Here is a 14,592-nt window from a genome sequence, read left to right as displayed (position 1 = left end):
ATTATTTAAATTAATTATGGTATTTTTTCTACCATAAAGCGTAATTAAGCCAGTCCAAAACATGGATTTTTCAACTATGCTATTATCTACCACCCATCACAGCATTGTCTCCGTGTCTGTTGTATTTATTGATTCCGCTGTATCCGACTATCAAACCCTCGCCACAGGTGTTATACCTGGTATAACTACTGTTATCCTCAATGCTGATGAGGATGGTGTAACCCAAATTACTAGATTTTTAACAGCACATCCCCACTGTGACACTCTCCACATCATTTCTCACGGTGCGCCGGGATGTTTATATTTAGGTAACAGTCAAGTTAATTTAAAGAACCTTAATTCATATCAACCACAGTTACAGCAGTGGTCAACTCCCCATATCTGTCTCTATGGCTGTGAAGTGGCTGCAGGGGATGCGGGGGCGGAATTTATCCAGAAGTTACAGGACTTGACCCAATGTGTGATCAGTGCTTCCACCAGTAAAACCGGTCATCCTACCCTGGGGGGTAATTGGGATTTGGAGGTAAATCATGGCTTGGTGTCAGTACCTTTGACTGGTGCGACATTGAAGAATTATATGGGGGTATTGAATGTTTTTCCCTTCAGTAATTACGACACACCTGGCGAGGCTTTTGATGTACAAGTGGTGGGGAACTACGCCTATGTCGCTGATGGTGAAGCAGGATTGCAAATAATAGATATCAGCAACCCCGAATTCCCCACCCGCACCGGGGGTTACAATACCTCTGGCGAGGCTTTTGATGTACAAGTGGTGGGGAACTACGCCTATGTCGCTGATGGTGAAGCAGGATTGCAAATAATAGATATCAGCAACCCCGAATTCCCCACCCGCACCGGGGGTTACAATACCTCTGGTGAGGCTTATGATGTACAAGTGGTGGGGAACTACGCCTATGTCGCTGATGGTGAAGCAGGATTGCAAATAATAGATATCAGCAACCCCGAATTCCCCACCCGCACCGGGGGTTACAATACCTCTGGTGAGGCTTATGATGTACAAGTGGTGGGGAACTACGCCTATGTCGCTGATGATGAAGCAGGATTGCAAATAATAGATATCAGCAACCCCGAATTCCCCACCCGCACCGGGGGTTACAATACCTCTGGTGAGGCTTATGGTGTACAAGTGGTGGGGAACTACGCCTATGTCGCTGATGATGAAGCAGGATTGCAAATAATAGATATCAGCAACCCCGAATTCCCCACCCGCACCGGGGGTTACAATACCTCTGGTGAGGCTTATGATGTACAAGTGGTGGGGAACTACGCCTATGTCGCTGATGATGAAGCAGGATTGCAAATAATAGATATCAGCAACCCCGAATTCCCCACCCGCACCGGGGGTTACAATACCTCTGGTGAGGCTTATGGTGTACAAGTGGTGGGGAACTACGCCTATGTCGCTGATGGTGAGGGGGGGTTAAAAATTATCGATGTGAGTGAGTTTACTCAAGTCCCAACTGAGCAACCATCTATAGGGATAGTCGCCCCTACTAATGCAACAAGGTTAGAAGGTGACGAAGGTACTACCGCCTTCACCTTCACAGTTACCCGCACAGGGGATACATCCACCACCAGCACTGCTAACTGGGCTGTGACAGGTACAGGTGACAACCCTGCTAACGCCGCAGACTTCGGGGGAAACCTCCCCACGGGTACGGTTGAGTTTGCAGATGGGGAAACATCTCAAGTAATTACAGTCAATGTCAGTGGTGATACGGTAGTTGAACCGGATGAAACCTTTACCGTTACTTTGTCTAACCCCAGTAACGCCACGATTATCACTGCTACTGCTACGGGGACGATTGAAAATGATGATACACCACCAGTAGTGAGCGATCGCCAACAAATTACATCATTAGATAATTTAATGACTCTCCCTGGTGGTAATGTATCTATTCCCCTGTTCTATAATACCTCTACTGGTGAGAATGCCCTTGCGGGTATTAGTCTGCGGTTGCACTACAATTCTAATGAATTGAGCTTCCAAACTGCAGAAAACCTCTTTACTAACGATCTATTCGTTCCACTGGCAGATTTACCTGATAGTGGGGACTTTGACAATGACCCCGAAAGCGATCGCTATATCCAATTTGGGTATACTAGCTTTGCTGCTAATTGGCCTGGTCAAACTCTACCATTAAAGTTAGGAGATTTTAACTTTACCACCACTGGTAACTTTACTGGAACTCAACTTAATCTTAGTTCCGATAATTTAGCCCCTGGTTATGGACTAGAAGCAGACCCGATTTTAGTCAGTAAGCAGGAGTGGAATTTTGATATTGACGGGAATGGAGAAATTAAAGCTCTTTCGGATGGGATTATGATAGTACGCCATCTGTTTGGTTCTACTGCTTTCCCTGGGGAAAAATTAACTGAAGGTGCGATCGCCCCTAACGCTACTCGCAACCTAGCAGAAATTCAAGCCTACTTACAACAAGGGGTAGATAACCAATACCTAGATATTGACGGGAATGGAGAAATTAAAGCTCTTTCGGATGGGATTATGATAGTACGCCATCTGTTTGGTTCTACTGCTTTCCCTGGTGACAAATTAATTGAAGGTGCGATCGCTCCTGATGCTACCAGGGATTTAGGGCAGATACAAGCACATTTAACTCAGTTCAGCACTGTAATATAGATGACGGTTGACTGTTACACAGATCCCCGACTTCTGACTATGTTCTTGTCGGGTAGTGATAAATTTTGCTAGAAGTCGGGGATATTGCCCAGCAGAGTCAACACCCGCAGTCAACACCCACAGCAGCCAGGGGTTAGAAACCCCTGTCTGATAGCGATAGCGTGGCGTTAGCCATAAGCTAAAGTCGTATGAATCCGACTAGGTGTTAAATATAACTTTATAAATAGGGTTAACAATCATTGCCTAGAGTATTAGCTGTTTTGCTGACGGTTGACTATTGGGAAGCAGGAGCTAGGGTTTAAAAGCAGCAGCGCTTCGCTATCGCATTCCATTAAGATAATCAAATACATGATTTTGGAGTTACACAGCTCCCCGACTTCTGGACAAGTTATATGAGATTATGCCAATTATTTAAGAAGTCGGGGAGCTTACCCACCCGCGATCTGCTCAGTGCAGCAGCGCTTCGCGATCTGTTTACAGCAGCGCTATAAGGGAGCCAGGGGTTAGAAACCCCTGTCTGATAGCTAAAGTCGGATAAATCCGACTGGAATAGATGACTAGGCTATCCCGGAATGACTGTGATATTTCTGTTCTGGGGACTCTGGGTGATTTCGGTGGTAGTGCGATCGCTTTTATTAGTTACTCATATCCCCGACTTCTGACTATGATCTTGTCAGGTAGTGATAAATTTTCCGAGAAGTGGGGGATATTGCCCATCTGGTGATGAAAATTACATATCAACATTTATTAAACAAGCTTTGAAAATACAGACCTATTGCTTGACCCCAGCCTCACCCTCCCCTTGTAAGGGGAGGGGACTGGATTTGATTGTCTGTTCCCTGTTCCCTGTTCCCTGTTCCCTGTTCCCTGTTTCCTGTTTCCTAAGGGAAATTGTTAAAAGTTGATTGATTAGAGCTGCTAAGGTATTCTCGATCAGGGATACATGAGGAAATCAGTGAAAGTTTTAGTTGTTGGTAATGGAGGGCGGGAACACGCCCTGGCTTGGAAACTGTTACAATCTGGGCTTGAGCAAGTTGTTTGTGTACCAGGAAACGGGGGAACTGCTACTCTAGAACGTTGTCAGAACCTACCTTTGGCTGTAGATGATTTTGAGGGGATGAGCCGATACGCTCTAGAAAATGGCATTTCTTTGGTGGTAGTGGGGCCAGAAGTACCTCTAGCAATGGGTATTACAGATTACCTGCAAAGTCAAGGACTGATGGTATTTGGTCCAGGGAGAGCTGGGGCGCAAATAGAGGCTAGTAAAGCTTGGGCTAAAGGCTTAATGCAAGAGGCGGGGATTCCCACAGCCAAGGCTGCGGTATTTACTGAAGCGACGGCAGCTAAATTCTATGTAAAATCCCAGGGAATACCTATAGTTATTAAAGCCGATGGTTTAGCGGCCGGTAAAGGGGTAATAGTCGCCACAACTCAAGAACAGGCGGAAAGTGCGATTGAGGCAATTTTTGCGGGACAGTTTGGCAGTGCTGGTAATTTTGTGGTAGTGGAAGAATGCTTGATTGGGGAAGAGGTATCAGTTTTAGCCCTGACTGATGGGTTAACTATTCGCCCTTTGCTCCCCGCTCAAGACCATAAGCGGATTGGAGACGGGGATACAGGGGAAAATACCGGCGGGATGGGAGCTTACGCCCCCGCACCTATTGCTACACCCCAGTTAATGGCGCGGATTCAAGCTGAAGTGTTGGAAAGGGCGATCGCTGGTTTAAAATCTAGAGGTATTGACTATCGGGGGGTGCTGTATGCGGGCTTGATGATTGCCCCCGATGGCGAGTTCAAAGTGTTAGAATTTAACTGTCGCTTTGGTGACCCGGAAACTCAGGTGATTTTGCCACTGTTAGAAACACCCCTAGAGGAATTGATTTTGGCCTGTGTAGAGCAGCGTTTAGGGGAAATGCCGCCTATAGCTTGGAAACCAGGGGCTGCGGCTACTGTGGTCGCTGCTTCAGGGGGTTATCCTGGTAAATACGACACGGGTAAAGTGATTACGGGAATCAAAGAGGCTGAAGCCGCGGGAGTGACGGTATTTCATGCAGGTACAAAATTAAACCAGCAAGGAGAAATAGTTACAGATGGGGGACGGGTGTTAAATGTAACGGGCATCGGTGAAAATTTTCAGCAGGCGATCGCTCAAGCATACACTGGAATCAAATCAATCCAATTTGAGGGGGTATATTACCGCCAAGATATCGGTCATCGAGTCCTCAAGTAGAATTTAGCTTTGGCGCTGCGCTTTGATTCCCAGCACAGGTCATGGCTAATCCTGATATTTCAATTAATATATTGATAACATCAACTATTAATTTTTCACTTGTTAGGGGTCAATCCAGTAATGAAACTAAGATTAATGCGAATGTCAACGGTTCGTTACAAATCGTAATGAAAATCTTCCCTATACTTTGACACACAAAAGGGATAGGGAGTGCTGCCGTGGTACTATTAAAGGTTATGCCTTTATAAAGACAAAACTATTAAGCATTTTTACACTAAGAGATTTTAGTAGGTTTTGTCCAACGGTTAAATAAGGAAAACTACTAACAAGTTGATTTAGAATGCTGGCTCCTTTAAAAACACTCCGGGAAGCAATTGCTAACTGGTGGTCAGAGTTCACCCTCCAGACCAAACTCTTGGCTGTGGCCACCTTGGTGGTGTCCTTGGTCATGAGTGGCCTCACATTCTGGGCTGTGAATACAATTCAGCAAGATGCGCGCATGAATGACACCCGCTTTGGTCGTGATCTAGGACTACTGCTTGCTGCTAACGTTGCTCCCCTGATCGCTGACCACAAATTCACTGAAGCCCAGCAATTTTCCCAACGCTTCTACAGCAGCACCTCTAGTGTGCGTTATATGCTCTACGCTGATGAAACTGGGAAAATATTTTTTGGCATTCCTTTTTTGGAAGAGGTAGAAAACTCCCTCACCATTGAACGACGGATACAACTACCAGAAGATTACACCAATGAGCGGAAAGAGCCCATGGTGCGGCAACATATAACCCCGGATGGAGTAGTCACGGATGTATTTATTCCCCTAATTGTCGATCAAAAACACCAGGGGGTTTTAGCCATAGGTATCAACCCCAACCAAACGGCAGTTATTTCTACTAATTTCACCCGTGATGTGACTATTGCGGTTTTTATCACGATTTGGGTGATGGTGATTTTGGCTGGAGTTATTAATGCTTTGACTATTACCAAGCCTATTAAAGAACTGTTAGTAGGGGTGAAACAAATTGCGGCTGGTAATTTCAAGCAGCGCATTGATTTACCTTTAGGGGGGGAACTAGGAGAGGTAATTCTCAGCTTTAATGAAATGGCTGAACGTCTAGAACGCTATGAGGAGCAAAATATTGAGGAATTAACAGCAGAAAAAGCCAAGCTGGAAACCCTGGTTTCTACCATTGCTGATGGTGCTGTTTTGATTGATAACAGTATGCAGGTGATTTTAGTTAACCCCACGGCCCGACGGATTTTTGGCTGGGAGGGGATAGGAGTTGAAGGGGGTAATGTTTTACATCATTTACCCTCAGCAGTGCAGATGGAAATTACCCGTCCTTTGTATGAAATGGCTGCGGGTGAATGTGACAGCGCCGAGTTCCGTATTCATTTGAATCAAGCCACTAAGCGTACTATCCGCATTCTTTTGACTACTGTACTCAATCTCCAACGGGAGAGCATCAAAGGTATTGCGATCACTGTGCAGGATATTACTCGTGAGGTAGAACTGAATGAGGCAAAAAGCCAATTTATTAGTAATGTTTCTCACGAGTTACGCACGCCTCTATTTAATATCAAATCTTTTATCGAAACTTTGCATGAGTATGGCGAAGAGTTGAGTGTGGAACAAAGACAGGATTTTCTACAAACTGTTAATAATGAAACTGATAGACTTACCCGTTTAGTTAACGATGTTTTGGATTTGTCTAAACTCGAATCTGGACGCAGTTACAATTTTGATGGTGTGGATTTAGCACAAGCTATTGAACAAACCCTGCGTACTTATGAACTCAATGCGAGGGACAAAGCTATTGAATTAATTCAGGAAATAGAGCCTTATTTACCCTTGGTTGTGGGCAACTATGATTTACTGTTACAAGTATTAGCTAATTTAGTAGGTAATTCTTTGAAATTCTCTCAGCCGGGTGGTCAGGTAGCAATTCGCGCCTACCAACTGGATACAAACCCTGACTCACACATTGGGGGTTCTCATGTCCGGGTGGAAGTCTCGGATACTGGTATCGGTATTGCCCCTGAAGACCAACAGGCGATTTTTGACCGTTTCTTCCGTGTGGAAAATCGTGTTCACACTTTAGAAGGTACTGGTTTGGGTTTATCTATTGTTAGGAATATCATAGAACGGCATCATAGTCAAATGCATCTGGTGAGTGAGGTGGGTGTGGGTACTACTTTTTGGTTCGACTTGACTGTATTTGAAGAAGTACCTCAAGATTTGACAGCTTCTAACTGAGTAATAAATGGGGCGATCGCTTCTACAAATTCCCCTGTTGATTCATAGGGTAAAACGTTGCGTCCCGGTATTTTAATACCCGTAGCTTGGGGTAAACAGGCCAGATAATCAGCCAAGCGTTCATCTGGTGTTTCTTGTTTCCCTTCTTTGCTAATACTGGATGCAGTTTCTCCTACAACGATCAGTGTGGGCTGATTGATACAAGCTAAATAACTACTATAATCTGTCGCCAAAATCCAGCTAAAAATGAAAATACTGCATGGCGACTTTCTAGATTTTTTGCCCCTGCGAATAACATATTTAACCATTCTTTATCTACAGCATTCTCGGAGCCAAAAAGTTGCCTAATTGAGAAAGAACGCAAAAATTTTTCTGTCCGTGCATAGCGATAAAAACCTTTGCCAAAAGGGGAATCAAAAATATTCCAAGCTATTTTTTGCTGTAATGGTGATGAGTTTTTAGTAATTACTGGCCAAGATGGAGGCCCAGCTAAAATCATCCCCAGAATTAAAGATTGTTGCTGTACTAGTTCTATGGCTACGGGTAATAATGCGCCTTGTACTACAATTACTACAGGTTTTTTAACTACTGTTAATAAAAAGGTATGTAGTTGCTGCGCCCAATCTTGAGGAGTATAAGCCACATGGGGCATATCACTTTCACCACATCCGAGTAAGTCGGGATTGTAAATAGGATTTTTACGACCTGTTTGATACCATTGGCGGCGAAACCTTTGCCAAAATTGCCGCGATAACCCCACACCAATCGGATGAATTAAAAGTAAAGGTATACCGTCACTGGCGGAATTAGCTGGTTCATGGATTTCATAGGCACAAGAATAATTGTTCCATGTATAAAACTGGGTAGGAGATATTCTAATATTCAATGAATTTACCATATTAATCGGGTTTTTTTCTTAAAAAATAATGTGTGTGTGAGTTAATTTATACCCTGCTTCTTTAATTTTTCGGTTGGATACTTTAGCATTATATGGACGGTTACTTGTAGTAGTATTATCCCATTTTACTTTGGGTAAATCGTGTTTTTTAAACAAGCGACTTAGTAACTCTCGACTAGTTAAATAGGCATCATCTACTAAATTATAAATACCTTCTAAGTAATGTTGGCGGGCAAATTCTATCGCCCCAACAATATCATCTAGGTGAACCCAATTGGTGACATCTTCACCATTACCGGGACGAGTTGTACCAGGAAGTGTACTAAATATTTTGATCAGTTCCCGATTCGGTCCATAAATACCTCCCAACCTGAAGATACAAACACGCAGTTGATCAGTAGATGCTGCTAGCAATACATCCTCAGTGGCTTGGAGAATCTTTCCCCGCTCATGAGTGGGTCTAAGTGGGGTTTGTTCATCTACCCATCCACCGTTATGGTCGCCATAAACTGAATAGCTGCCGGTATATATTATCTGCTTGATTGTAGGAAGATCTGGTAAAAGGTTCACCAGATTTTCAGCAGTTTTGAGGTAAGTTTCTGCGTATAAATTTACCCCTTTTGCCCCAAGACTCAACAGGACAACATCTTGATTTTGCAATACAGATTTTAGTCCTTCTCGGTGATGGCCTTGGATAACTACAACTTTGTGGGCTAGAGTTTGTAATGTGGGGACACGCTCTGGGGTGGTTGTGGTAGCAGTGATCATAAAATTCGTTTTTTGCTGCCACAATTGAGCAACTGCACAACCAACGTAACCGCAACCAATAATGGCGATGTTCATAAATCAAACTGATTGTTAACTATGGATGGCACCATCGGGCATAATTGCACCGGCTAAATTAGCACCAATTAATTTTACCAGTAGGCGATCGCCCGAACGAATCCGCGCCCCTGTCAAGTCGGCTCCGCGCAGGTCAGCGCCACTCAGGTCAGCGCCAATTAAATTAGTAGAGCGTAAGTTAGCTTCTCTGAGGTCGGCTAAAAGTAAATTAGCTCTAAACAAATTGGCTTGAGATAAATTTGCTCCCCGGAGAATGACTTTATGCATAAAAGTATCACTCAGGTCAGCGCCACTCAAGTTAGCATAACTCAAGTTTCGCCCAGATAAATCCTTGTTGCTGAGGTTAGAGCCGCTGAAGTTCTTACCACTCAAATCCGGGTTAGGGCTAGGTGGTTTGTAGGTAGTGTGGGGTGGTTTTTTGGGTGGAGATACCGGAGAATGAGCAACATGGTTATGCTTCTTGCCATTTAAAGCTCGCAATTGATCACGAGCTTCATTAATAGCTTTGAGCTTTTCTTGGGCTTTCTTTTGTAAGCGAAGATTATCTTGAGGAATGCGATCAGGATGCCAAATGAAAACCAAGTCTTTATAAGCCTGGTTGACTTCCTCAAGTGTGGCTCCAGGTTCTATTTCCAAAACTCGATAATACTGCTCCATCTCGCTCATCAGGTATTTTTGTCAACAATCTTAAGTATGAGTGATGCAGCCGCCAGATCAAACCTACTCCAGTGTAGTTTTGATGTGGGAATTAGTCAGAATTCCACCCTAGTCAAGCCCTAGGGCGGGTGATTCTCCACCGGCATCGATTCCACCAGCAGAATAGTTTTTCTCTAACTGAGATTTAAATATTATACAAGCCTGTTTGAGGTAACTCAGTTCATAAATAACCTTTTGATCCTAAATTCCCACATATAGCATTTACCATGCTCGTGAGGTACAATTTTTTTTAGTTTGAGGGAACAGGGAACAGGGAACAGGGAACAGGGAATTGGTGTTTACTTCATGAGCCTGAAAAAGGCTATAGTATATTTAACGTATAGTCTGTTACCTACTTCTCCACCGATGCATGGCTCTCCAATAAGCCATAAGTGGAAACTGATAAATTTCTGCCAAAATCCAGATAATAATTGATAAATGTGACAAAAAAGTGAGTATTGTCCAGATATAGGGTAACCAAGTAATGGGGCTATCAGATATTGGGGGTAAGTAATAAGCAGCTAGGGCAATGATAGTTGTTGGGATAACCACAAAAGCAATTGCTGCTGCACCATAACCCCAACCCAGTTCCACCCCTTCTAGTTGGGGTTCTGTCCAGTTAAAGCCATTCCAGCGCCATATCAGTGGGGGTTGCCGAGAAGGCATTTTGATTTGTTGTTCTTCTAGGTTGACAGTAAAAATCTCATGACAGAAGTCACAGGCCATAGTTTCCATCATTGGCATCTGAGAAATTTTACCGACGCGACAGACAGGACAGGGGTAAATTTCTTGCAGGTTCACAATAATTTAATGAATTTATAGTCATTTATGTACATTTATAGTATAATATTATGAGTGTACGATCATTAAATGAATGAAACTATCTGATTATGCAAAAAAGGTAGGGATAAGTTATGGAACTGCGTGGCGTTGGTACAAATCCGGCGTAATCACAGGTTATCAACAACCTACAGGAACCATAATTATTAATCTACCTGAAACTAACCAAAACCCTAACAAAGTTGTAGCTATCTACTGCCGTGTTTCTGATAATGGGTCAAAAGACAACTTAGAAAGATACCGCACTATAAATTTATCCAGCAGTTGGTTTATAAAGCTAACTTAGCTGGCGTTAAAGTTATTATCAACGAAGAAAGTTATACCTCTAAGGCTAGTTTTCTTGACCTTGATAATATCCCCGAGTACCAAAAAGGGGCAGAAGGTGTATTTAGTGGTAGAAGAGTAGCTCGTGGGTTGTATAAAGCTTCCAATGGAAGGTTAATAAACGCTGATTTAAATGGGGCGTACAACATATTAAGAAAAGCAGTCCTGAACGCTTTTGCAGACGGGATAGAGGGGTTAGGAGTAACTCCAATCAGGTTTACCCCTGGTAAAGTGACTTTGTAGATTTGTCTATAATTTCACAAACTCTAAAGATGTAGTGAATATTTGAGAACGAGGCATAATTAAACTCCGTTCTACTCAAAAGTTTATGGGATGAATAGAAGAAAATTGGATAAAAATCAATTGATTTAAGGGATGTGTTGAGTCTGTTAAGCAGTGAGCAACTACTGTTGATTCCTGCAATTACACTGATTTTATAGCTGTTTAGCTATTTTATGGGTTTCGATCCTGGATACAGTTTTTATGATGACGGCATTACTTAAGACTCCTATTCAAGTATAATTATCTTTTACTGCAAATGTTCACCCATATTCAACAGCAATTACTATTGTTACTGTTCTTAATCAAGTTTTAATTGCCCAAGGCGCAAGTATAGAAAAATTAAGTTATTTTTAACGTTCCCTTCAGACAGAATTAATCTCTAACCAGTATTCTCCGGCTAGCAAAGTAAGCATCTAAATCAATCGAAATATTAGATAAGTATGAAAATTCCAGCCTGATTGTCTGGAAAAAAGTGGTTATGGAGTTCACATAACCTGTCATATCTTTCTAAAGTCGAATGCTTCTGTGCTGAAATTTACCTGTTACTCAGGAATAACACAATGGCAGACTACTTTAATTTTGAGCGGCTTTTGGGTAATCGCATCAAACGACGTAACTTAATCATTGGGGCGGGAGCATTCACTGGTTTGACCTTAGCCAGTCAATTTTCCCATGACCGAGTTATGGCAAGGGGCAGATTTTCCGATTATCCTTTTAAGCTGGGTGTAGCATCTGGTGAACCTGATGCTACCAGCGTAGTTATTTGGACTCGTCTAGCTCCTGAACCTCTGAATGGGGGAGGAATGCCACTTGCTAACGTCCCAGTTCGCTGGCGAGTAGCCAGAGATCCTGACATGAGACGAGTTGTAGCTAGAGGTACTATCGTAGCAACTCCGGAATTAGCCCATTCTGTTCGAGTTGTAGTTTCAGGTCTGGAACCGGAAAATTGGTACTGGTATCAATTTACTGTCGGCAGAGAAGAAAGCCCCATTGGTCGTACTCGTACCGCTCCTTCACTACAAAGCAACTTGAATCAATTTAAATTTGCTTTTGTCTCTTGCCAGAACTATCAGCAAGGTTACTACACTGCCTATAAATATTTAGCAGAAGATGATCTCAACTTGGTGGTACACACGGGAGACTACATCTATGAAGGGGGAATTTCCAGCACAGCTGTTAGACCACACAATGGTTCAGAAATTTTCACTTTAGAAGACTACCGCAACCGTTACGGACTCTATAAAAGCGACCCCAATTTACAAGCCGCCCATGCAGCTTTTCCTTGGATTGTGACTTGGGATGACCACGAGGTGGAAAACAACTACGCCAATAACATTTCACAAATTGATACTGAACCAGATCAAGACCCAGAAATCTTTCTGCAACGGCGAGCAATTGCTTATCAGGTTTACTATGAGCATATGCCTTTGCGGCCTTTCTCACGACCTATTGGACCGGATATGCAGATGTTCCGTCGGTTGTCCTTCGGCAACTTGGCCACATTCCATGTTTTAGATACTCGCCAATATCGTACGGACCAGCCCTGTGGTGATGGCACAAAAGAACGTTGTGATGAGGTTTTAAACCCAGAAGCTACAATTCTCGGAGAAAGGCAGGAAAGTTGGTTATATGAGGGTTTAGACAGTTCACAGACTAAGTGGAATGTTTTAGCCCAGCAAGTACCCATTGCACAACGGGATTTCCAACCCGGTGAAGGACAAACGTTTAGTATGGACAAGTGGGATGCTTATCTGGCTTCCCGCAATCGCTTGATGAATTTCCTTGCAGAGCGTAAACCTTCTAATCCTGTATCCTTGGCTGGGGATGTACATTCCAACTGGGCAATGGATCTGAAAACTAATTTTGATGACCCCAATTCTGCTACCATTGGCAGTGAATTTGTATGTACTTCTATTAGCTCTGGTGGTAATGGAACAGACATCCCCCCCAACGTGGCAGCTTACTTACCGGATAACCCACATATTAAGTTCTACAATGGTCAGCGGGGATATGTTCGCTGTTTACTGACTCCTACAACTTGGACAACAGATTATTTAGTTATGTCTAATGTGACAACTCCATTTGGTACCATCAGCAAACGAGCAACATATGTAGTTCAAAACGGTGTTCCCGGAGTACAACCAGGCTAATCATTGTTGTCTATGACCAGAATCTCGTACCAAAGTTGAACTTTGGTACGATGTTATTAAACTTTTTCCTGTGCTGGTGGCACAATACCACTGTTTTTTAAACCTTGATCAATTTCTCTGAGTAATTTAAAATCCTCTTCTGGTAAAGGGTAACTATTACTCTCCCCACTGATAGGCGGATGCTTTTCTAGGAAAGAGAATGCTTGACGAAATTTATCAGGGTGTGCTTTGATGGGTGCGTCGAAATGACAAGGAATAATCTGCTGAAAATCCCAACTCCCCACCTTGTCAACCCAGTTCAGGGTTGCTCTGGGTGCGCGGTTGAGAATTAGTGTCTGCAAAATTGGTGCTACAAATAAACGACCTTCACCTCTAAGTAGCTCAAAGGAGCTTTGCCAATCTGAGCGCCATTTAAAGGGAAATAAGCCAAAATAGGCTTTGGGTGAGCGATTAGGGGCTTTAGTTGCCTCACGCCAGACTTGACTCCATCTGAGAATTTCTAGCACACTGGGACGAAAGTACAAAGCAAATAAGGCAATACGTTGCCATCCCTTGCGGCGATTGACGGGATTATCTGCCATAATGTCAGATGCCCTATCTTTGGCATGGAATAGCAAAGGATATGGATCTAATTGGGCGATCGCCGGTGGTTCTGCTGATACAGATACCACAGAATCTGTTAATAATAAGGTGCGCGATCGCTTGTCGAAAAATGCTACCTCAGCAAATCTTCCCGGACCGAGTTCTATAGGGCCGAGAATTGCATAGTCAAATTGGTCAGCAAATGGTGTATTTCTGCTGTGTGCTGGTAATATATGAGTCCGGTTACCAGGTAAGCCCAGCCAGGTAAGGGGAAGATTTAGGGGAAAGCTCCATTGATGGGGGGCGACAAAAACCTGTGTTTTGGGGAAGCATCTAGCAAAAGGACCGACGAACACTTTGTGTTCTACTCCTGAAATTGTTGGCAAAATAATATACTTAACATCCCCATGTTCTACCACTAACTCTTCAACCAACCTCAGACATTCTGGAGTAGGCGCAACGGGAGCATATACTAAAAGACCCCCCTGTTCTAGCTTAACTACGGTCATGCGAATCGGCACAACTACGTAAAAAATCCCCTGTAGTTGGTCAAAGATCCAGATGGTATCTTTAACTACTTCCTTACGGATTGTCTGGCGCTTGCCATAAGGGTAGAGTGGCAATGTCAACCAGAAAGGCCAAAAAAACTCTTGCTCATCATTTTTTGGACTTCCCGTACTTTTATCATCAGCCACCGTGCAACCCCTCCCAACTTGCCAAAGCCCAAATTAATCAGTGAAAAACTTACTTATTATCTTATGATTATTTTAAGATCAACTTATGTGAAAAATAAAAAACTGTAGAGACTTTTGGAATGTTTCTACAGTT

The 14,592-nt window shown here is 43.2% G+C and carries 10 protein-coding genes and 1 pseudogene; 6 read left to right on the top strand and 5 right to left on the bottom strand.

The window, feature by feature from the left end:
* The first annotated feature begins 76 nt into the window (after positions 1–76).
* The 3 genes from AC6IZ0_RS13250 to nblS all read left to right on the top strand — a co-directional run bounded on the left by AC6IZ0_RS13250 (position 77) and on the right by nblS (position 7,149).
* Positions 77–2,662, top strand: a complete 2,586-nt coding sequence (locus tag AC6IZ0_RS13250; protein WP_497723314.1) for a DUF4347 domain-containing protein — start codon at positions 77–79, stop codon at positions 2,660–2,662.
* Between the two features lie 955 nt (positions 2,663–3,617).
* On the top strand, positions 3,618–4,892 hold the full coding sequence (gene purD / locus AC6IZ0_RS13245; RefSeq protein WP_497723312.1) for a phosphoribosylamine--glycine ligase: 1,275 nt from the start codon (positions 3,618–3,620) through the stop codon (positions 4,890–4,892).
* Between the two features lie 340 nt (positions 4,893–5,232).
* Positions 5,233–7,149 (top strand): two-component system sensor histidine kinase NblS, encoded by a 1,917-nt coding sequence (gene nblS, locus AC6IZ0_RS13240; RefSeq protein WP_497723310.1) that lies wholly within the window; start codon positions 5,233–5,235, stop codon positions 7,147–7,149.
* Here nblS and AC6IZ0_RS13235 read toward each other — a convergent pair.
* The 4 genes and pseudogenes from AC6IZ0_RS13235 to AC6IZ0_RS13220 form a co-directional block, all read right to left on the bottom strand.
* A pseudogene (locus tag AC6IZ0_RS13235) lies at positions 7,125–8,047 on the bottom strand (alpha/beta fold hydrolase). The gene nblS and the pseudogene AC6IZ0_RS13235 sit on opposite strands and share 25 nt — an antisense overlap.
* An 18-nt stretch (positions 8,048–8,065) precedes the next feature.
* The gene (locus AC6IZ0_RS13230; protein ID WP_271732160.1) at positions 8,066–8,890 is read right to left on the bottom strand and encodes an SDR family oxidoreductase; all 825 of its coding nucleotides are present in this window, start codon (positions 8,888–8,890) and stop codon (positions 8,066–8,068) included.
* Between the two features lie 15 nt (positions 8,891–8,905).
* Positions 8,906–9,556: a pentapeptide repeat-containing protein gene (locus AC6IZ0_RS13225; RefSeq protein WP_271732158.1), complete on the bottom strand. Its 651-nt coding sequence runs from the start codon at positions 9,554–9,556 to the stop codon at positions 8,906–8,908.
* A 378-nt stretch (positions 9,557–9,934) separates the two neighbouring features.
* Positions 9,935–10,330 (bottom strand): hypothetical protein, encoded by a 396-nt coding sequence (locus AC6IZ0_RS13220; protein ID WP_497726057.1) that lies wholly within the window; start codon positions 10,328–10,330, stop codon positions 9,935–9,937.
* 130 nt (positions 10,331–10,460) lie between these two features.
* Between AC6IZ0_RS13220 and AC6IZ0_RS13215 the strand changes: the two genes are divergently transcribed.
* The 3 genes from AC6IZ0_RS13215 to AC6IZ0_RS13205 all read left to right on the top strand — a co-directional run bounded on the left by AC6IZ0_RS13215 (position 10,461) and on the right by AC6IZ0_RS13205 (position 13,182).
* Positions 10,461–10,712 carry a hypothetical protein gene (locus AC6IZ0_RS13215; protein ID WP_280802169.1) on the top strand — a complete coding sequence of 84 codons (252 nt, stop codon included), beginning with the start codon at positions 10,461–10,463 and terminating at the stop codon, positions 10,710–10,712.
* Complete coding sequence (locus AC6IZ0_RS13210; protein ID WP_497723309.1) at positions 10,691–10,993, top strand: zinc ribbon domain-containing protein; 303 nt, start codon at positions 10,691–10,693, stop codon at positions 10,991–10,993. The genes AC6IZ0_RS13215 and AC6IZ0_RS13210 overlap by 22 nt, the downstream gene beginning before the upstream one ends.
* 599 nt (positions 10,994–11,592) lie before the next feature.
* Positions 11,593–13,182 carry an alkaline phosphatase D family protein gene (locus tag AC6IZ0_RS13205; protein WP_271731244.1) on the top strand — a complete coding sequence of 530 codons (1,590 nt, stop codon included), beginning with the start codon at positions 11,593–11,595 and terminating at the stop codon, positions 13,180–13,182.
* Positions 13,183–13,238: 56 nt separating this feature from the next.
* On the opposite strand, the gene AC6IZ0_RS13200 is transcribed toward AC6IZ0_RS13205, so the two are convergent.
* Positions 13,239–14,459 carry a DUF4336 domain-containing protein gene (locus AC6IZ0_RS13200; RefSeq protein WP_497723307.1) on the bottom strand — a complete coding sequence of 407 codons (1,221 nt, stop codon included), beginning with the start codon at positions 14,457–14,459 and terminating at the stop codon, positions 13,239–13,241.
* Positions 14,460–14,592 lie beyond the last annotated feature (133 nt).

Source organism: Anabaenopsis sp. NIES-4685 (genome assembly GCF_059725405.1).
The sequence above is the reverse complement of the archived record's forward strand: the minus strand, read 5'-3'. Positions and strand labels throughout refer to the sequence as shown.